The sequence below is a fragment of the Tropicimonas sp. S265A genome (assembly GCF_049800835.1).
Classification (GTDB): domain Bacteria; phylum Pseudomonadota; class Alphaproteobacteria; order Rhodobacterales; family Rhodobacteraceae; genus Dinoroseobacter.
In genome coordinates this window covers 322938-342014 of record NZ_JBNAFU010000003.1, presented here as the reverse complement: position 1 = coordinate 342014, position 19077 = coordinate 322938, and the positions used below count along the sequence as shown (strand labels likewise).

Below are 19077 nucleotides of genomic sequence, written 5' to 3'. Positions count from 1 at the left end.
CCCTCAGTCCTTTTTGTTCATTCTGTTGTTGATGAGGTCGTCGACGACGGATGGGTCTGCGAGGGTTGATGTGTCTCCGAGGGCGCCGAAGTCGTCTTCGGCGATCTTGCGCAGGATGCGGCGCATGATCTTGCCGGAGCGGGTTTTCGGCAGGCCGGGGGCCCATTGGATGAGGTCCGGGGCGGCGATGGGACCGATCTCGGTGCGGACCCAGGTGCGCAGCTCCTTGCGGAGCTCCTCCGAGGGTTCCTCGCCGTTCATCAGGGTCACGTAGCAGTAGATGCCCTGGCCCTTGATGTCATGCGGGTAGCCGACCACGGCGGCTTCGGCCACCTTGGCATGCGCCACCAACGCGGATTCCACTTCGGCGGTGCCCATCCGGTGGCCCGAGACGTTGATCACGTCATCGACCCGGCCGGTGATCCAGTAATAGCCATCCGCGTCGCGGCGGCAGCCATCGCCCGAGAAGTAATACCCCTTGTAGTCAGAGAAGTAGGTCTTCACGAAGCGCTCGTGATCGCCGTAGACCGTGCGCATCTGGCCCGGCCAGCTGTCCTTGAGGCAGAGCACGCCCTCGGCCGTCGTCTCGTGGATCTCCTCGCCCGAATGGGGGTCCAGGACCACCGGCTGGACGCCGAAGAACGGGGTCGTGGCCGAGCCGGGCTTGAGCGCCGTGGCGCCCGGCAGCGGGGTCAGCAGGTGGCCGCCGGTCTCGGTCTGCCACCAGGTGTCGACGATCGGGCATTTGCCCTTGCCGACGAGGTCATTGTACCAGTTCCAGGCCTCGGGGTTGATCGGCTCGCCGACCGTGCCCAGCACCCTGAGCGTGCTCAGGTCGCACTTCTCGACGAACTCCGGCCCTTTGGCCATCAGCGCGCGGATCGCGGTGGGGGCGGTGTAGAACTGGGTGACCTTGTGCTTGTCGCACACTTCCCAGAACCGGCTGGCATCGGGGTAGGTCGGCACGCCCTCGAACATCACCGTGGTGCCGCCATTGGCCAGCGGCCCGTAGACGATGTAGCTGTGGCCCGTGACCCAGCCCACATCCGCCGTGCACCAGTAGATGTCGCCCTCATGCACGTCGAAGACGTATTTCTGGGTCATCGCCGCATAGAGCAGGTACCCGCCCGAGGAATGCACGACGCCCTTGGGCTGGCCGGTGGAGCCGGAGGTGTAAAGGATGAACAATGGGTGTTCGGCCTCGACCTCGACCGGGCGCTGGACCTCGTCCGCCTCCAGCATCAGCTCGTTATAGTCGAAATCGCGCCCGTCGACCCAGGTGGTCTGCCCGCCGGTGCGCTTGACCACCAGCATCTTGACGTCGTCCTTGGTGTGCAGCAGGGCGGCATCCGCGTTGGACTTGAGCGGGGTCTGACGGCCGCCGCGCGGGGCGTAGTCGGCGGTGATCACCAGCTTGGCATCCGCGCCATTGATGCGCGCGGCCAGCGCGTCCGGCGAGAAGCCCGCGAACACGATCGAGTGGATCGCGCCGATGCGCGCGCAGGCCAGCATCGCATAGGCCGCCTCGGGGATCATCGGGAGATACAGGATCACCCGGTCGCCCTTGCGCACGCCGAGGTCTTCCAGAACGTTGGCCATCTTGCAGACCGAGCGGTGCAGCGCGGTGTAGGTGATGTGCTGCGCGGGCTCTTCGGGATCGTCGGGCTCGAAGATGATCGCGGTCTGGTCGCCGCGGGTCGCCAGGTGCCGGTCAATGCAGTTGGCCGCCACATTCAGCGTGCCATCCTCGAACCAGCGCACATGCACGTCGTCATGCGCAAAGGACGTGTCCTTCACCTTCGTATAGGGCTTGATCCAGTCCAGAGAGCGCCCATGCTCGCCCCAGAACCCCTCCGGATCCGAAACCGAAGCCGCATACATCTCAGCATAACGATCCGCATCAATATGCGCGGTCGCCGCGAAGTCTTCGGGTACCGGCTTAACAATCTCTTCTTGGCTGATCGGTTTTTGATCTGTCATGTGGCTCATCCCCTCCTGAGGCCTGAAAGTCGCAAAATCCTGCGAAAGAGTTACCATGGTTTGTGAAGCCCGCAACAAAGCCCTGATTTTGCGCCTTTTTTCTGTGAAGAAATTCCGTTGCAGAAGAAACGTTTGTAAATTTTTTTGACTGGGGACGTTTTCGTCTGCAAAAATAAAGACTTGTCAGAAAATTAATTCAGGCTAATTCTTTGCAGCATTGTGGCGAAATGAGGTGCGTTGCCGCAGCTTCAACTGCTGCTGCGGGCGATTAAGTCGCACACCGTCCAGCGCCACACATGCGCGATCTTCCGAGCAAAAGAGGAAATGATGCACTCAGCGTCAGGAATTCGCGCATTACGTCGAATCTGCGACGAAAGTCGATATCAGGCGCGCCACCAGCGCTCGGCGATCCGCGCACCGTCGAGGTCCAGCAGATGTCTCGTAGACCCTGACAGCCTCAAGTTTCGCCGGTACGCCAGTGTGTTCGCCACGAAACATGGGATCAACAAGGATGAGCAATCACGGACCAGCGCGGCGATGTCACTGTAGATTCCCGCGCGCGCGGTCGGGTCGAGCTCAGCGCGTGCGGCCAGCAAGTGGTCTTGCACCAACAGCCTTGAAGTGTCGCTGATCGCCGCCCAATCGGACCACGCCCAATCGGCGAGGGGCCGGACCGGCAAGCGCCGCACAATCACGGCCGCAGGCTCATCGGGCAAAGCGAGCCGGAAGACAATTCCATGCTCCCGCATCTGTCCCGCGAGGGCCGTGACAATGCGCGCACCAGCCAAACCCACGCTGCGCTCCAGAACAATGGGTAACTCCTGCGGCACTGGCTTCGCGGTCGCCTCGGAGTACGCCTGACTTGCCCCGGGGATCGGCACGTCATGGCCAACGCGGCCAAGCTCTCCCAAAGCGTCGCCAACAAGCCGGGGGCGATTCAGCAGCGCGGCAAGGGTCGCGCGCATCTCAAGCCCGTCCGGACCAGTGCATTCAAGGGCAATATACTCAGCATCCGGTACAGTCTGCACTGCAAAACGGTCATCTGACTTCAGGCGCGCAAGGGTCTGTCCCATCAAGCCGTTAACGACGTCGACGCGCCCCGAAACCAGCGCCTGCAAGCGGTGGGTTTCGTCTGGAAGCGCAAGCAACTCCACCTCGTCGAACCACCCGGCGCGAGAATCCTTGAAATGTGTCGAAACGCGTCTGGCAAGCAGTCGCTGGCCGGGAGCGAAGGAGTCCACCCGAAACAGGCCGGTGCCCACGCCTTGCGGTCCGCCACCCGCAAGATGGCGCTCGGAGTGAATGATCAAGGATGGATCGCTCAGGAACCAGGGAAAATCCGGATTTCCGGCCTCCAGTACAAACCGGACTTCATTGCTGGAAACAGCGATTGCGCTGTGGATCGTTTGCAAGATCGGGGCCGAAAAGGGCTGTTCTTGATGGTGCGCAAAAGACCGCACGACATCGGACGACGTGAACGTGGAGCCGTCATGGAACCGAACGCCGTCGCGTAGGAACAGTCTCCAGACGGATGCGTCCTCTGACGGGACCCAATCGAGTGCAAGTTCGCCCCGAAGGGAGCCATCCTCCGAAGCTTCTGTCAACGTGTCGAATACCGCGCCCTGACCGGCAAGCGCCATAAAGGCCGACCCGCCTGCGGTGTGACCCCATGCGTCACGTGGCCCGCCATCCGCGACACCCACACGCAAACGCCCGCCGTGGCCACGTTGTTGCGCGGCCACCGGCACCCCGCTGGCCGCAAACAACGCCGCGGCAACACCGGTTTGGAGCAATTTGCGTCGGCTTTTCAGATTCACGCCGCGGACCTCAGACCTTTCTGACGATGCAACATAGCACGATTTTCCAACCAGGGCGCCTTTAGGCCGGCGCTGCCGCGCTTCGCCCGTAGCGCAGCTTGTCCATCACCCGCACGAGTTCCGCGCTAATTCCCGCCTCTGACAGGGCATGGCCTGCGAGAGGGATCATCCTCAGATCACTTCGTGGAAGCGCCGCCGCCAACTTGTGTGCGGAAGCTGGCGGGCAGATCATGTCAAAGCGCCCCTGCACGATCGTGGTCGGAATGTCAGCGATCTTGTCGGCGTCCCTCAGAATTTGGCCATCCACTTCCAGAAAACCCTTGTTCTTGAAGTAGTGGTTTTCCAGACGAGCGAAGGCACGGGCATATTCGGCCGGGCTTTCGCCGCTGGTACCCTCGGAATATATGGACGCCAAACCGTTTTCCCACGCCGACCAGGCGCGGGCGAACCGCGTTTCTTCCATCATGTTTCCGGAAAAGAGGCGTTTCGCGTAAGCCCCGATCAGGTCGTCGCGCTCCTCCTCGGGGATCATGTTCACGAAACGCGCCCAGACATCTGGCCAGAACTGTGCTGCACCGCCGCCGTAGAACCAATCCAGCTCCGCCTGCGTCATCAGAAAGACCCCGCGCAGGATCAGGTTGCTGACCGCCTCGGGGTGCGTTTCCGCGTAAATCAGTGCCAGCGTCGCGCCCCAACTGCCACCAAAGACATCCCAGGTCGCAATATCCAAGGTGTTCCGAATGGCCTCGATATCATCGACGAGGTGCCAGGTCGTGTTCTGCATGACCGAGGCGTGCGGGCGCGACCGACCGCACCCGCGTTGGTCAAACAGGATGACACGATACGTGTTGGGGTCGAAATACCGGCGCATCGCGGGGCTACATCCGCCCCCAGGTCCACCATGCAGCACGACAACGGGAATACCGTCGGGGTTACCGCACTGCTCTACGTAGATGCGGTGTCCATCGGATACAGGCAGGATCCGCTGATCGAACGGGTCGATTGGCGGATAGAGGTAGTCGGATGCGCGTTTTTGGCTCGCGGCCCGGTTCATTGCTGCCCTATATGTCGTTGGAACCCCACGCCCCATCCATGGCAAGTTGTAGGGAGAGAGTCCATGACAACCGCGCGCACCACCGTCGACCCGACCGAAATTGCCAAGTTTGAGGCGATGGCCGCCGAATGGTGGGATCCGACGGGCAAGTTTAAACCGCTGCACCTGATGAACCCGGTGCGGCTGGACTACATCACGCGTCAGATCGCGGCGGAGTATGGGCGTGACCTGACAGAACCGCTAGCTTTCAAGGGCTTACGCATTCTCGACATCGGGTGCGGCGGGGGTCTTCTGTCCGAACCCATGGCCCGTCTGGGCGCAACGGTGGTTGGCGCGGACGCGGCAGAGCGGAACATCCCCGTGGCGCGCATCCACGCGGAGCAATCCGGGCTGGAGATCGACTATCGCCACACCACGGCGGAGGCGATGGCCGCCGATGGGGAGCAGTTCGACGCGGTGCTGAACATGGAGGTGGTGGAGCATGTTGCCGACCCGCTGGCTTACCTAACCGCCTGTAAAGACTTGCTGAAACCGGACGGGATCATGTGCACCTCCACCATCAACCGGAACCCCAAGAGCTTCGCGCTGGCAATTGTCGGGGCGGAATACGTGATGAAATGGCTGCCCAAAGGCACGCATGAATGGAACAAGTTCATCACGCCCGATGAGCTTTTCGAGTTGCTGCGCAATGCAGGGCTCGACCCGGTGGATCGCAAGGGGTTCGTGTTCAACCCGGTGTCGTGGCAATGGGCGATCTCGGACCGCGACCTGAGCGTCAACTACGTCACCGCCGCAATCCGCCCAGCGGCGTGATTTCGGGGGTTTTGTACATTTTGTAGCAGAGGTTTTTGGCCTGTTTTGCAAAATGTAGCAAAATTTCTTGGCCGGGTTTACGGGCGTTCCAGAGGCTCGGAAGATGAGTTCTACCATTCGTTAACGCGAGCGCAACGAAAGACGGCTTTGAGCCCTTAGGCGAAGTTGCAAAAATGTGCTGCGCGAGCACGCAGTGCGAATCCGACGCGTGAAGGTGTGCTCTGAGTTGCGCCGCCGCGCTGCGGGAAAACCAGCCCTTCAAACTCCCCGCAGCGAGGAGAGAGGCGGCAATTCACAAGTTATGGGCAGAGCCGCTTTGCTTACATAGCAGAAGAGCGCGCTACTGCCGCTTAAGGTTCGCCACCTGTTGCATAGTCATACATCACCAACAAAGTTTGCCATTGGACCGCCGTTGCAAAAATACTCTGGTTCATCATTACCAGATGTCGTCACGACGTGTTATGGAAACGAAGCACTACGGACTGAACGAGGCGGCGAGCGCAAATGCAGAGCTTTCGAAGTTGTCGAGCACGTCTCGGAGATTTGCGCATTGGCTTTGAAGCAGTTGGTTGCCATGTAGCCGTGGCTCAAACAATTCGTCCTCGAGAGTAGATATCATTTTTTGCCTTTCCTGCCAAAACTTATCGGAGCCAAAAAGCTGATAACTTTGGATACTACTGCTGATACTTTGCTCTCTAGCTTCATCAATTCCATTCTTCAGGGAGGCCAACTCCGCATCGCATTGGGTTGTTCCACAAAGGCAGTCTATGTACACGCGGGAACGCGTCAGCACTATGTCAAGGCCATCTGCCTGCTCCAAAACGAACGCGCGAGCGGCTAACACTTGGTCCTCGGAGCGTTGATCCTGAGTGACTATCAAGTAGACTGCCAAGGCCGAAACGAAGGCGGCAGAAAACAACGAGGCAAGCTGAATGATCCTTGCCGGGGAAAAGTTGCTATCCGCCATCATGGCCTCCGCTACCTGCCGTTCCACTTCGTAGAGGGTTTGTGGAGTCTTCTCTTTCTGCCGCCATCGAGAAAAGCACAACTGTGAAGCTAGAGAAGAAGGCCGCTGCAGCAATTACGTATAAATAGATGTTCAGGCCCGTCCAATTTCCTACCTTCACTGGTACACCACCGACTGGAGCAAAGGCGATCGGATTAATAACAGCTAGCAAGAGGATGACTGAGAGCAAATCGAGAATAAGCGCAAAAGACACAAGTTCAGTCCAAGTTTTTCTGGGCCCTCCAGTGAGCGAGTTGAGTAGACCAAATTCTAGCGTTATCAACACGAACAGCATGGATAGACAACCAAAGTAAACGGCCCCAGGCACCTCTATCACATTGAAAAGGTTTGCAATACTAGCGCACCAAGAGATCATCACCGGGATAACAAAGACAAAGAGAACTGTCACAGTAGTTTTTCGTCGAGCCGTTCCGTCTGCGAACATGCGGGCCGCAAGGGAAGTATCGCTGCCGGTCGACACTTCGTTGGCCTTAGCGACGACTAGTGCCAACTGCACACAGTAGCATATTGCCAATACCCAAAAAAAAAGAACTGCTCCGCCGCTCAAAATCGCTAAGCCTCACTTTCTCGCTTGTCCTATAGAGTGACATTGGCTCGAAAGAACTCGCTGTGCAACCGTCAACCCGGAGCTCCAATAAGCCCCAAAGCCTTACCGCATTTCTTTGCTGATCTTGATAGTCGTGCGGAACGAGCAAGTGATTGCTCCGTCAGCAAAAGCGGCGAGATCGCCCGCGTCAGACTTGTCCACAGATCGCGAGGCAAGAATACGACTTGGAGCAGGCCATCGGTACGCCGTTTGAACGGCTGTTGTGACTACAAATGCTGTAGTGCCGCACAAATGGGGTCGCGTCTGCGACCGGATGCCGCGTAAGCGAAGTGCCACCTCCGAATGGCGGCAAAGTCCGCAAAGCCGCCCACTTAATCTGATTGCCACTCGTAGTGAGCCCAAGTCTGCATATGCGTGGCACATGAGCGTGACGGGCGTTTGGGGTCGGCGCGCGTGGCGTACGTTCACAACCGATTTTGCGATTCCCTTGCGAAAAACTTGCGCAAATCTCGCAAATGCGCTGAGGCGGCGTGGTTCTCTCTCCGGGGCAATTTCTAGCCGACACATGTCACTGAGGAGGACACCATGACGAAGCTGACACGCCGCGAAGGGCTCGCAACCATGGGGACGGCGGTCGCTGCCGTGGCACTGGGGGCCAACGCCACGGAGGCGGCCACCGAAGCGGCTGCTGCTTTCGATGAGAGCAACATCAACTGGAACAGTATCGAGGGGTTCGACCATCTCTGGTATCACATCCTGAACGTGGATCGGGAGCTTGGCGTCGTGGACCTGCTGGCGAAGTTCTCGGCCAATGAGCGCATCCTGCTGCACAAGCATCACGCCGATTACAGCACCTTCATCATCCAGGGCGAGCTTCGGCTCTACGATGCGGAGGGGACGCTGACCGAGATCCGGCCCACGGCGAGCTATGTCCGGCGCCCGGGCGGGGGTGCCCCGCATACGGAGGGCGGCGGCGATGTGGATGTGATCGCATGGTTCAGCAACACGGTCACGGACGGGCTGATTTACGAGTTTCTGGGGCCAGACGGCGAAACGGTCGCCACGATCGGGCTGGATGAGGCGGAAGCCATGATGATGGCGCAGGCTGAGCCGGTGCAGCCGATCAAGCCCTGAGCGTCAGCGGGACACCCCGCCACGGGTTACGGTGGCGGGGTGCATGGTGCAATCTGCCTTATTCGAGGCCCATGCAGTTGGCGTAGTAGGTGATCGTGGCGGGCCAGTCGGAGAAGATGCCCGCGACGCCTACGTCCTGTGCCAGCGCATCGATGTATTCGTACATGATGCCGTCGCTGTCAGTCAGTTCCGCGATGGACTGGTAGTACCAGCCGCCCCCGCGCACGAGCGGGCCGGAGCGTTCGATGGTCCAGGTGATGATCTCAAGATCGGCGGCCTTGGCGGCAGTGGCCAGTTCCGAGGGAACGATCCCGTCATCCTCGGAGGTGGTGACGAGCATCCAGGTCGGCGGGGCGATGTAGTTCACGCCCATGGCCTTCAGCTCTTCCATCGTGTGGGGCCATGTGGACGGGTCCATCGGCGAGTAGCCTTCGATATTGTACTCATCCATCAGGTAGACGGCCTGCGCGCCGAAATCTGGCTCTGCCTCGATCCAGTAGAGCACGTCTTCGAGGTTGAAGGATTGCAGCCAGACATCCGAGGCCGGGATGCCCGCGGCCTTGTATTCGTCGACGAGCTTCTGGGCATAGTCCTCTTGGCTGAAGCCGTTGAACGGCATGTCGACGGACGGGGTCTTCAGTTCCGGCGTGAACTTGGCGCCGAGGGACTTGAAGAGCTCGATCGATTCCGCGTGGGTCATGATCGTCGCGGGTTCCGCGGAGTAGAGGTCCGTGCGCCAGTCGGCGGTGCCGCCCAGATACGCCTCCACCGTGGTGGCGGTTTTGTCGGCGGCGTCCATCTTGGGTGTCAGGGTGCGGTACTGGGCCAGCGTGATCTCGGATGTGCGGCACTCCGCCGTTGCCTCGGCATCGCCGGAAGCCGGGGTGAACGGGGTCACGCAGGTATCGGCGAGGTCCGTGGCGAGGATGTTCGTGGTCGTGTGCAGGTCGTTCTGCGCATGGCGGCAGACCAGTTCCAGATCCTGCGTGAAGGTCACGTCGCATTCGAGAATGCCTGCGCCCATGCGCGCGGCGGCGATGTTCGATTCGACGGTGTGTTCCGGGAACTGCATCGGTGCCCCGCGGTGCCCGATGGAAAACAGGGACGGTTTCGCCTCCTGCCCCATGCAGGACATCAGCTTGTCCTTCAGCGGACCCTCGTCCATGCGGTCAATCAGGTAAAACGGGCGTGGGCCCAATTCGACGACATCGGCAGCCTGCGCCAATGCGGGTAGAGCCGTCAGACAAGCTGACAGAACGGTAACAGTGCGAAGCATGAAAACCCCCTTTGTCTCGCAATGCCGCGAGTAAGGGGGGGCTGCATGACACTCTGATGACCGTTCCTTGACATGTTTCTAAACAACCTGCACGTGCGCGGCGTCATGCCGATCCGCGCGCGCCACAAAAAAGGCGCGCCCCGGAGGGACGCGCCGATGTGGTGCAAGAGGCCCGGGATTACTCGGCCAGGCTCTTGATATAGGCGTAGAGGTTGACGGCATCCTCTTCCTTGCGGACGCGGAAGCTCATCTTGCCGCGTGCACCGTCATCGCCGGTCGCTTCGCGGATTTTGCCGGTCGGGTCCTGCACGTAGGCGACGAAGGTCGCTTCGTCATAGACCATGCCGGCTTCGCCTGCGGCGACGAGACCGTCAGAATAGTTGAACCCTTCGACCTGACCAGCAGTTGCGCCAGCGATGTTGTACAGGTTCGGGCCGGTTTTCGCGGCACGGCCTGCGAGCACATCACCTGCTTCGTTCTGGACGACATGGCAGGACTGGCACTGGCGGAACGCCTTTTCGCCAGCGGCTGCGTCGCCGGATGCGGCTGTGTGGCCATCAGCAAAGGCCGGGGCGGCCAACAGAGCTGCGGCGGCCGCGGCAATCATCGTTAGTTTCATGTTCCTCTCCCACGGGTTGGTTACCGGTTGCTGGGGTAATACGCATGAAACCGACGATAAGTTCAACAGTGCTTTCGGATTACGCGACCGCGTGGGCGACAGCGCACTGTTTCCAAAGGACGGAAAGCGCTGTCACAAGGTGTTGAAGGTCCTCGACCGAGTGGTTGGGAGAGGGTGTGAACCGCAGCCGTTCAGTGCCCTTGGGCACGGTCGGGTAGTTGATCGGTTGGACGTAGATGCCGAACTCGTCCATCAGGTAATCCGACAGCATCCGGCATTTGACCGGGTCCTTGATCATCACCGGGATGATATGGCTGGGGTTGTCGAGATGCGGGATGCCTGCGGAATTGAGCATCTCGCGAAGCTGACGGACGCGCAGCTGCTGGGTTTCACGCTCGATCGAGCTGGTTTTGAGGTGCTTGATCGAGGTTTGCGCCGCAGCCGCCACGGCCGGTGGCAGTGCAGTTGTGAAGATGAAGCCCGACGCAAAGGACCGGATGAAATCACACAAGGCCTCCGACCCGGTGATGTAGCCGCCGACCACGCCAAAGGCCTTGCCAAGCGTGCCTTCGATCAGGGTGATGCGGTCCATCACCCCGTCGCGTTCGGCGATGCCGCCACCGCGCGGACCGTACATGCCGACGGCGTGCACCTCGTCGAGATATGTCATCGCGCCGTACTTGTCGGCGACATCGCAAATCTCGGCGATCGGGGCGACATCGCCATCCATGGAATAGACCGATTCGAACGCGACGATCTTCGGTGCGTTCGCAGGCAAGGCGGCCAGCTTGCGGTCCAGATCCTCGGGGTCGTTATGCTTCCAGATGACGACCTTGGCCCGTGAGTGGCGCATACCTTCGATCATGGAGGCGTGGTTCAGCTCGTCACTCAGAATGATTGCATCCGGCAAACGCGCGCCCAGCGTGCTCAGCGCTGCCCAGTTCGACACGTAACCGGATGTGAAAAGAAGCGCGGATTCCTTGCCGTGCAGGTCGGCAAGTTCTTCTTCGAGAAGACGGTGGTGATGGTTGGTGCCCGAAATGTTCCGAGTACCGCCCGCGCCCGCACCGCATTGTTCGATAACCTCGGTCATCCGACCGGTCACCTTGGGGTGCTGGCCCATGCCCAGATAGTCGTTCGAGCACCAGACAGTGATCTGTCGCTTGCCGTCTGCGCCGTGGCATTGTGCTTTGGGATGCTGGCCGCATTCACGCTCGAGCTCTGCGAAAATACGGTAATTTCCTTCGGCCTTCAGCGTGTCGAGCTGGGCCTGGAAAAGGGCGTCAAAATTCATGGGCGTCCTCACTTGGTCTTCTCAGAAGATGTTACATTTCGGATGCCGAAAGTGTCAATTAAAACTTACATAAGCAAAGTTGACACTTTTCCGCTGCGCTCTGGTCGGTGGATCGGGGCAAAGCAATGAAAATCCACGCCGAATTGTCCCCGGTCCTGACACGGGGGGTGTAACGCGGCCATCGTTATGGCAGCGTCGTCCGAGCGTTGGGGTGCAGCCGCCAGCGCGGCCCGAATCGTCAGGCCAGCGCGTGGGCGTTTGGACGTAAGTTCTTGGGGGTCAGCCCTGCTTTTCCTTGGCGGCCGGCATCAGCCAGCGCCAAAGCTTTTCATCCGGCAGGGACACGACCATCAGCCAGTGTTCCAGCAGGGCAAGGCCGGTGAACACCGCCAGCAAGGTGAAGCCGACGGTATGCGCCGCCGTCTCCGCCGCATAAAGCCGTTCGAACCAGCAGGTCATGGCAAAGGTCAGCGCCGTCACCGAGTAGGGAAACAGCCAGTTGATCGCGGCGCGGTGGAAGTGACTGGGCAGGTGCGCAAGCGGACGGGGCAGAAATTCCGTATTGATCTTGCGAACCCCCAGAAACAGGTTCAGCTTGGCGCTGATCCGCGCCACGAACAGCAAAGAGAAGGTCCACAGACCAAACTGGTTTGGGGCCTCCCACGCGGTAAATGCCATCAGCAGCACGACCGTCAGCAAAAGCATCTCGTGATAGGCAATCGTGCCCCAGGCGCGGAAAAACCGCTCAAACTCGGAGCAGCCCGGTGGGCAGTCATATGTGTTGGGCCCGGTGATGATGCCCGCAAGAAACGCGTGTTCGATCCACCCCCAGATCAACAGGGCCGAGGCAAAGGCCATCCAGACCGTACCCGTAGTCTCGGCCCCGAGAGAGGCCGAGAACCCATAGACGCCCAGAAGCCCGAAAGGTGCGGTCAGGACCACCGACCGCAGGTGGGCTTTCGGCCCCCGGCGGTCCGCGTTCTTGACGATGCACAGGATCGCGCCGGTGGCGAACCACCAGACAAACATGGCACAAAGCGCAACGATCCACGGGCTTTCGAGCATCAGTAGGCAGGCTCCAGACGCGTCTCGGTCGGCACGTCATGCTTGATGGCCGGAATCGTGTAGAGCGACAGGAAGGCAAGACCGGCGCGCGCGCCCGCCGACGCCTTGCCGAGCATCCCGCCCAGACCGCCCTTTTCCTTGGCCGCCGCCATATCGCGGGAGGCTTTTTCAAGCTTCTTGAGCGTCGGCATCCAGCGCGGGTGATCGATATCCAGCGTGATCGGGTAAATCTGCTTGGAAATCTCGGAGGTCTTGCGGAACACCTCCTGCTCATACCAGTCGGTATCCACACCCAGTGCTTCGTGGAAGGCAGGACGCTGGTGGTCGCGGACATACATGGTGCCGTAGACCGCCGTCAGGAAGAACTTGATCCACAGCACGTTCTTGCCGCGTGTCAGGCTCGGGTCGCTCTTCATCAGAAGTGCGAAGGCCTCGCCATGGCGGAACTCGTCATTGCACCACTCTTCGAACCACTTGAAGATCGGGTGGAACCGCTTGTCGGGGTTCTCCTGCAGGTGGCGGAAGATGGTGATGTAGCGCGCGTAGCCGATCTTTTCGCTAAGGTAGGTCGCGTAGTAGATGAACTTCGGGCGGAAGTAGGTGTACTTCTTCTGCTGGGTCAGGAAACCGAGGTTCACGGCGATGCCCGCCTCGCGCAGGGCGTCGTTGATGAAGCCCGCGTGGCGCGCCTCATCCCGGGCCATCAGCTGGAAGAGCTGCGTGATGTCCTTGTTGGTGCCGCGGCGCTTCATTTCCTTGTAGAGCACGCAGCCAGAGAACTCGGCGGTGCAGGAGGAGATGAGGAAGTCGATGAACTCCTTCTTCAGTTCCGGCTCCATCCCGTCCCAGTCGACGTGGTCCCAATCTTCGTTCTTCTTGAAGTGGCCCTTGTTCGGGTCGGCGACCATTTCCGCAATCAGCGGATCCCATTCGTCGCGGATCGACTCCACCGAGATCGCGTCCATTTCGTCGAAATCGGTGGTGTAGAAGCGCGGCGTCAGCAGCGTGTCCTGCATGGCCACATCCGTGGCCTTTTCCGATGTCATCCTGTCATCGACAACGCCGTGGTTCGATACTGCCGAGGGGTGGCCGTTGAGTTTTTCAGGGTTGGTCTGGACGTTCATAGGGTGACCTCCTCGGAGAAGGAAAATTCGCAGAGTTCAATGAACTCAAGATCGCCGGTCATGCGCGTCCACAGACGCTCCAGGCCACTGGCGCGGGTGATGACAGCGGTGCGGTCTTCGGAGACCACTTCGCCGTAGGGCGCCATGATCTCGGGGCCCTGCACGAGCACCTCGTCGCCGGGATAGACGACGGCGCCGTTGTTGAAGCGCACATGGGCGCTGAGTTCCTCGAAACGGTGGCTGATGCTCACCGTGCAAGGGGCGGTTTCACGTGTACGGGTAAAGAGGCCCATGGGTCATTCTCCTCTGGTTACCGGGGTTTTCATCAACCGCTCGAACGCGGCTGTGTTGTCTTTGCCAAAGCCGATGATCTGGGCTTCCCAGCCGGTGAGATCGTCGATCAAGGCGAGCCGTCCGTCGGCGTAGCGCACAAGGCGCACGGGTTCGGTCGCGGCGATGCCGGACAGGCCGCGTTCATGGCCAAGTGCCCGGGTCATGCCCGAGACAAAGCCGCCCTCCTGCGCGCTCAGCACAAGGTCGGGGGCGCCATCGGCAAACGAGACGACCGCTGAGCCGTCCATCTTGCCGAAGATCTGGATCGAACGCTCTTCGAGGATCGGCATGTCTGGAAACTGAGCCTCCAGGGGCCGGTCCGTCAGTCGCGCGGCAGCGACGATCGCGAGACAGATCAGAACGAGGGCAAGCATCGCGCGCAGCAAAACGCGCGGGATCATCTCCTTGTCTCGTTCGATCAACTCGTGGACTGCAGGGCCGTTCATTCTGGCATCCTCCTTATTCAGCCGGCATCGGCGCGGCGGCTGGCGGGGTCTGGCCGCCAGATTGGGTTATGGTTTGGGCGCGGGCGCGGTCTGGAGCGTCCTGCCGGGCGATTTGTGTCTGGGCCGCTTCGGCGATGATCTCTGCCACCCGTTCGGCGTCAGGAATGCAGCGCAGCGCTGGCTGGGGGTCGCGAATGTGCCAGGGGCGAATGTGCGGCCAGCAGTTGAGGTAGCTCATCCGCGTTTCGCCCATCAGTTCGAGGGCGATGGTGCCGGTCCCGGACTTGCGCAGGTCGAGATGCGCCGCCCCGATCCAGCGGTACGGAAAATTGTAGGTGATGGTCAGTGCCGCCCCGATCCGCATGGCCACGCGGCGATTGGTGACGGTGTAGACGGTGGTCACGGCCTGGGTCCACGCGATCGCGGTCAGGACCGCGCAGACAATCAAGCCGAGGATCAGGAAGGGAACGGCCCCCTTGAGAGATGTCAGAACATCATACTCGGCCATCAGCGCGACCGAGCGCCATGCGCCGAGAAAGGCGAAATACGCCATCACCCACTTCAGCGCGAGGCTTTCCTTGGCGAGGGCCCACCAGTTCGGTTTGCCCTGCCACAGGATCGTCTCGCCCTCCGGGGGCAGTTCCGGCAGTCCGGCGACGGGTTCTACGTGGAAATCGTCGTGATGGTCTGTCATCGCGCCGCTCCCTTCCTTGGTAGTCGTTACAATTGAGGCTCAAGGCGGGAGGCGTCCGCATACAGCGTACCGCCGCCATAGTAGCCCATGATCTTTTCTTCCTCGAGCAGCGTGACCTGGTTCGGGGACTTGGTTTTCGGCACGTTCTTGAAGTGCTTGCCGTAGATCGACTTGATCTTCACGCGGTCTGATCCGATGCGCACAAATTCGCGCGGCACGAGGCATTTGCCCTTGCCCCATTCAGCGTCGAGTTCGATTTCAAGGAACCGAACCAGTTGCTCCGGCTCGTCGATCCACAGATCGGAGATCATGCCGACAACCTCGCCGTCACCCGCCATGACCGGCAGACCACGGGGGTCTCTGCCCGCTGAAACGCCAAAGCCTTCGGCCGCCGACATCGGCACGATTTTCGGATGCCCCTTGCTGTCCAGTTCGGGCACGTCGCGCCGCGCCGCCCAGGAGGCCGGGCCAACCCCGTCGACCATAGGGTCGCCTGTGGGCTCGAACGGGAAGCCGTTGCCTGCCGCCGTCTTCTCGAGCGCCAGATCCTTGCGGGCCTGCACATCCGGTCCGGGGACAGTCACCTCGCCCCGGCCATGGGGAAGTTTGAAAGTCTTTTCCTTGGGAAGCGGGAAGGGTCCCTGGTTGGCGGCGGTTTCGCCGTCGTCATCCTCAAGGGGGTACCCTTCGCGCATGTTCTCTGTCTGCAGGTAGTAGATCAGCAGGGCAAAGAACCCGTAAAACAGCCAGAGCGTGAGGCTGGCGAGGTCAAAATTGCCGAAGAATGTCTCTTCCATGGAGTATCCTTTCTTGGTCGGCGTCAGGTCGGGAAATCGGCGAGCCCGATCTTGCCGGTCTCCCCTGTTTCGTGTCGGTCGTTACGTTGCATCGCCCGAATCCGCACAAGCGGTCCAAGCACGATGAGGGTTGCGAAGATCAGCGCGATCTCCAGGTGGTAGACTACCGAGTAGCCTGTCGCCGGATCGTTGAGGGCCTGTCCCCATGCTCCGGTTGAAACTGCGGCGTTGATCGCATCGCGCAGGGTGCCGCCAAGGGCGACGCCCACGCCTGCTGCCGTGGCCTGGGCCGCGCCCCAGGCACCAAGGGCAAGACCGCGACCGGCAAAACCCTGGGCCGGCATGGTCATCGCCGCCGTCAGGGTGGCCACGGCAAAGAGTCCCCCGCCAAGGCCGATCAGTCCGGCACCGGCGAAGAAGATCGCGTTGGAATTCATGGGCGCGGCAAAGATCACAGCCGAGAAGGCCGCAAGACCCACAAGCAGCCCGCGTCCGCACATGCGGTAGGGGTTCAGATTGTCCTTCAGCCAGCGCGCCGCGACCGCAAAACCGATCAGCGCACCCGCGGCCCACATGGCGGTCAGAAACGTTGTAGCCGACACGGACAGCCCGAGGATCTCGCCGCCATAGGGTTCCAGCAACACGTCCTGCATGTTGAACCCGAGCGTGCCGAGGAACACCACGACCAGCAGGCGGCCCGCCTGCCCACCGGCGGCAAAATCGCTCCAGGCGGCCTGAAAGGACGGGCGCGGTTGTGCGCGCTCTTCGGCGGACATCGGCAGCGCGATCTCCTGTTTCCAGAGCGCGATGAGGTTCAGGATCAGGGTCGCGCCGGCAGTGGCTTGCACCACCTGGATAAGCTTGATGGCGGTGAAATCGCGCAAGAGCCAGCCGATGATGATCGCCGACACGCCCATGCCCACGAGGAACATCACGTAGAGAAGCGCAACAACGCGCGGACGGGTTTCATCCGTGGCCCGATCCGAAGCCAGCGCCAGACCGGCGGTCTGCGTCATGTGAAGCCCAAGACCGGTCATCAGGAAGGCCAGCGCCGCCAGAACTTCGCCTGCAAACGGCACCTCGTGATAGACATCGCCGCCCAGCACCAGCAAGCAGGATGGCATGATCGCCAGCCCGCCGAACTGCCACAGCGTGCCGAACCACATATACGGCACGCGCTTCCATCCGATGGCGGATTTGTGGGTGTCTGACCGGAACCCCAGAAGCGCGCGGAACGGGGCCACCAGCACCGGGATCGCGATCATGATCGCGACCAGCATCGCGGGCACGCTGAGTTCCACGATCATCACGCGGTTCAGAGTGCCCAGCAGCATGACCGTCGCCATGCCGACCGAAACCTGGAACAGGCTCAGACGCAGCAACTGCCCAAGCGGCAACTGATCGCTGGCGGCATCTGCAAAGGGCAGGAACCGCTGCGCGAGCCGTTTGGTCTGGGCCTTGGTGACGATCATTGGCGATACTCCAGACAGGTGGAGATGTAGAAACCGCTCGTGACCCGCTCGACCTCCTGCACGCGGCCTCTGGCCCCGGCATCGGTCGCCGCGCGGGCCAGCTTGCCCGGCGCATGCGGGATCATGACCGGCGAGCGGTCGCTGCGCGGAAAGAGTTTGCCCATGCTCCAGAAGGTCATCAGGAACGGGGTGCGCGGGGCGACGGTGAACACCACGGACCCGCTGACCCTGGGGCAAAACCGGGCGAGCGACGCGCCGATATCCCCGGCTTCGTAATATATCAGGCTGTCCATCGCGACGACATGATCGAAATCACCCAGACGCACGTCATGCATATCGCCGGATGTGAATGTCACCTGCGGTGCATGGGCCTCGGGGAGGCGCTTGGACGCGATTTCCACCAGGCTGGGCGAGATGTCGATCGCCACGACGTTTGCGCCGCGGGCGGCGAGCTCGGCCGTCATCTGGCCGGCCCCGCAGCCCGCGTCGAGGACGCGCTTGCCGGTCAGGTCATCGGGCAACTGACCCAGCATGATGTCGCGCATCCTGTCCCTGCCGGCGCGCACGGTGGCGCGCACACGACTGACCGGCGCATCGGAGGTCAGACGCTCCCATGTCTTGGTCGCCGTGCGGTCGAAATAGTCTTCGACCCGGGTCAGGGTTTGGTCATAGGCCGGCATCAATCGAACCCCAGCAACTCGAAGATTTCGCGGTCTGGCAGCGGCGCGGGGGCCAGCGGTTCTGTCCCGTTCCAGAGCGCCTCGGCGAGACGGACGTATTCCTTGCGGACCTGGACGACGTCCTCGGCATCCTCCATCTCGAACAGGGTCTTCTTCTTAAGACGGGAGCGACGAATGGCGTCGAGGTCGGGCATGTGCGCGAGCCGCGTGAAGCCAACGGTATCGCAGTAGCGGTCCACCTCGTCGGTCTGGTGCGAGCGGTTGGCGACGCACCCTGCCAGACGCACGGAGTAGTTCTTGGACTTGGCCTGAACGGCAGCGATGATCCGGTTCATCGCGTAGATACTGTCGAAATCGTTCGCCGTGACGATCAACGCACGATCAGCATGTTGCAGAGGGGCCGCAAATCCGCCGCAGACCACGTCTCCCAGGACGTCGAAGATCACCACGTCGGTGTCCTCCAACAGATGGTGTTGCTTCAGAAGCTTCACCGTCTGCCCCACAACGTACCCTCCGCAGCCTGTACCTGCGGGCGGCCCCCCTGCTTCCACACACATGACGCCGTTATAGCCCTCGAAGACGAAATCTTCGGGTCTCAGCTCCTCTGCGTGGAAGTCGACCTCCTTCAGGATGTCGATCACCGTGGGGACCAGACTGCCTGTCAGAGTAAACGTGCTGTCATGCTTGGGATCGCAGCCAATCTGCAACACCCGCTTGCCCAGCTTGGAAAACGCGGCGGACAGGTTCGAACTTGTCGTCGACTTGCCGATGCCGCCCTTGCCGTAGACGGAGAAAACCTTGGCGCCTTCAATTTTCATCGAGGCATCCTGATGCACCTGTACGGAGCCTTCACCATCTTCGCCCTTGAGGACGGGGGGAGCTCTGTCGAGTGGGCTCATGTCATG

The 19077-nt window shown here is 61.0% G+C and carries 19 protein-coding genes; 2 read left to right on the top strand and 17 right to left on the bottom strand.

The window, feature by feature from the left end:
* Positions 1 to 3 precede the first annotated feature (3 nt).
* The 3 genes from acs to pip all read right to left on the bottom strand — a co-directional run bounded on the left by acs (position 4) and on the right by pip (position 4851).
* Positions 4 to 1980 (bottom strand): acetate--CoA ligase, encoded by a 1977-nt coding sequence (gene acs, locus ACP15N_RS11700; protein ID WP_425092450.1) that lies wholly within the window; start codon positions 1978 to 1980, stop codon positions 4 to 6.
* 383 nt (positions 1981 to 2363) lie between these two features.
* A complete protein-coding gene (locus ACP15N_RS11695; RefSeq protein ID WP_425092449.1) occupies positions 2364 to 3797 on the bottom strand; it encodes an ABC transporter substrate-binding protein in 1434 nt (477 codons plus the stop codon).
* Positions 3798 to 3858: 61 nt separating this feature from the next.
* On the bottom strand, positions 3859 to 4851 hold the full coding sequence (pip, locus tag ACP15N_RS11690; protein ID WP_425092448.1) for a prolyl aminopeptidase: 993 nt from the start codon (positions 4849 to 4851) through the stop codon (positions 3859 to 3861).
* A gap of 63 nt (positions 4852 to 4914) precedes the next feature.
* On the opposite strand from pip, the gene ubiG reads away from it, so the two are divergent.
* Positions 4915 to 5664 carry a bifunctional 2-polyprenyl-6-hydroxyphenol methylase/3-demethylubiquinol 3-O-methyltransferase UbiG gene (gene ubiG / locus ACP15N_RS11685; RefSeq protein WP_425092447.1) on the top strand — a complete coding sequence of 250 codons (750 nt, stop codon included), beginning with the start codon at positions 4915 to 4917 and terminating at the stop codon, positions 5662 to 5664.
* A gap of 475 nt (positions 5665 to 6139) precedes the next feature.
* On the opposite strand, the gene ACP15N_RS11680 is transcribed toward ubiG, so the two are convergent.
* Together ACP15N_RS11680 and ACP15N_RS11675 are read right to left on the bottom strand one after the other, a co-directional pair.
* A complete protein-coding gene (locus tag ACP15N_RS11680; RefSeq protein WP_425092446.1) occupies positions 6140 to 6631 on the bottom strand; it encodes a hypothetical protein in 492 nt (163 codons plus the stop codon).
* Positions 6621 to 7238, bottom strand: coding sequence for a hypothetical protein (locus ACP15N_RS11675; protein ID WP_425092445.1), 618 nt, complete (start codon positions 7236 to 7238; stop codon positions 6621 to 6623). Before ACP15N_RS11675 ends, ACP15N_RS11680 begins: the two co-directional genes overlap by 11 nt.
* A 585-nt stretch (positions 7239 to 7823) precedes the next feature.
* On the opposite strand from ACP15N_RS11675, the gene ACP15N_RS11670 reads away from it, so the two are divergent.
* Positions 7824 to 8372: a hypothetical protein gene (locus ACP15N_RS11670; protein WP_425092444.1), complete on the top strand. Its 549-nt coding sequence runs from the start codon at positions 7824 to 7826 to the stop codon at positions 8370 to 8372.
* 58 nt (positions 8373 to 8430) lie between these two features.
* Here the strand turns inward: ACP15N_RS11670 and ACP15N_RS11665 are convergent, their stop codons facing one another.
* From ACP15N_RS11665 to bchL, 12 genes are all read right to left on the bottom strand, one after another.
* Entirely contained in the window at positions 8431 to 9648 is a 1218-nt protein-coding gene (locus tag ACP15N_RS11665) for a glycerophosphodiester phosphodiesterase family protein (protein ID WP_425092443.1), read from the bottom strand.
* A gap of 178 nt (positions 9649 to 9826) precedes the next feature.
* A complete protein-coding gene (locus ACP15N_RS11660; RefSeq protein WP_425092442.1) occupies positions 9827 to 10267 on the bottom strand; it encodes a c-type cytochrome in 441 nt (146 codons plus the stop codon).
* A 79-nt stretch (positions 10268 to 10346) separates the two neighbouring features.
* Positions 10347 to 11561 (bottom strand): 5-aminolevulinate synthase, encoded by a 1215-nt coding sequence (hemA, locus tag ACP15N_RS11655; protein ID WP_425092441.1) that lies wholly within the window; start codon positions 11559 to 11561, stop codon positions 10347 to 10349.
* A gap of 279 nt (positions 11562 to 11840) precedes the next feature.
* Positions 11841 to 12626, bottom strand: coding sequence for a putative photosynthetic complex assembly protein PuhE (gene puhE, locus ACP15N_RS11650; protein WP_425092440.1), 786 nt, complete (start codon positions 12624 to 12626; stop codon positions 11841 to 11843).
* Positions 12626 to 13750: a magnesium-protoporphyrin IX monomethyl ester (oxidative) cyclase gene (gene acsF, locus ACP15N_RS11645; RefSeq protein WP_425092439.1), complete on the bottom strand. Its 1125-nt coding sequence runs from the start codon at positions 13748 to 13750 to the stop codon at positions 12626 to 12628. The genes puhE and acsF overlap by 1 nt, the downstream gene beginning before the upstream one ends.
* Positions 13747 to 14043, bottom strand: coding sequence for a hypothetical protein (locus tag ACP15N_RS11640; RefSeq protein ID WP_425092438.1), 297 nt, complete (start codon positions 14041 to 14043; stop codon positions 13747 to 13749). Before ACP15N_RS11640 ends, acsF begins: the two co-directional genes overlap by 4 nt.
* Positions 14044 to 14046: 3 nt before the next feature.
* Positions 14047 to 14529, bottom strand: coding sequence for a photosynthetic complex assembly protein PuhC (puhC, locus tag ACP15N_RS11635; RefSeq protein WP_425092437.1), 483 nt, complete (start codon positions 14527 to 14529; stop codon positions 14047 to 14049).
* A 13-nt stretch (positions 14530 to 14542) separates the two neighbouring features.
* Positions 14543 to 15223 carry a photosynthetic complex putative assembly protein PuhB gene (gene puhB / locus ACP15N_RS11630; RefSeq protein WP_425092436.1) on the bottom strand — a complete coding sequence of 227 codons (681 nt, stop codon included), beginning with the start codon at positions 15221 to 15223 and terminating at the stop codon, positions 14543 to 14545.
* Between the two features lie 26 nt (positions 15224 to 15249).
* The gene (puhA, locus tag ACP15N_RS11625) at positions 15250 to 16020 is read right to left on the bottom strand and encodes a photosynthetic reaction center subunit H (protein WP_425092435.1); all 771 of its coding nucleotides are present in this window, start codon (positions 16018 to 16020) and stop codon (positions 15250 to 15252) included.
* Between the two features lie 23 nt (positions 16021 to 16043).
* A complete protein-coding gene (locus ACP15N_RS11620) occupies positions 16044 to 17492 on the bottom strand; it encodes a PucC family protein (RefSeq protein WP_425092434.1) in 1449 nt (482 codons plus the stop codon).
* Positions 17489 to 18172 (bottom strand): magnesium protoporphyrin IX methyltransferase, encoded by a 684-nt coding sequence (bchM, locus tag ACP15N_RS11615; RefSeq protein WP_425092433.1) that lies wholly within the window; start codon positions 18170 to 18172, stop codon positions 17489 to 17491. Before bchM ends, ACP15N_RS11620 begins: the two co-directional genes overlap by 4 nt.
* Complete coding sequence (bchL, locus tag ACP15N_RS11610; protein WP_425092432.1) at positions 18172 to 19071, bottom strand: ferredoxin:protochlorophyllide reductase (ATP-dependent) iron-sulfur ATP-binding protein; 900 nt, start codon at positions 19069 to 19071, stop codon at positions 18172 to 18174. Before bchL ends, bchM begins: the two co-directional genes overlap by 1 nt.
* Positions 19072 to 19077: the final 6 nt, after the last annotated feature.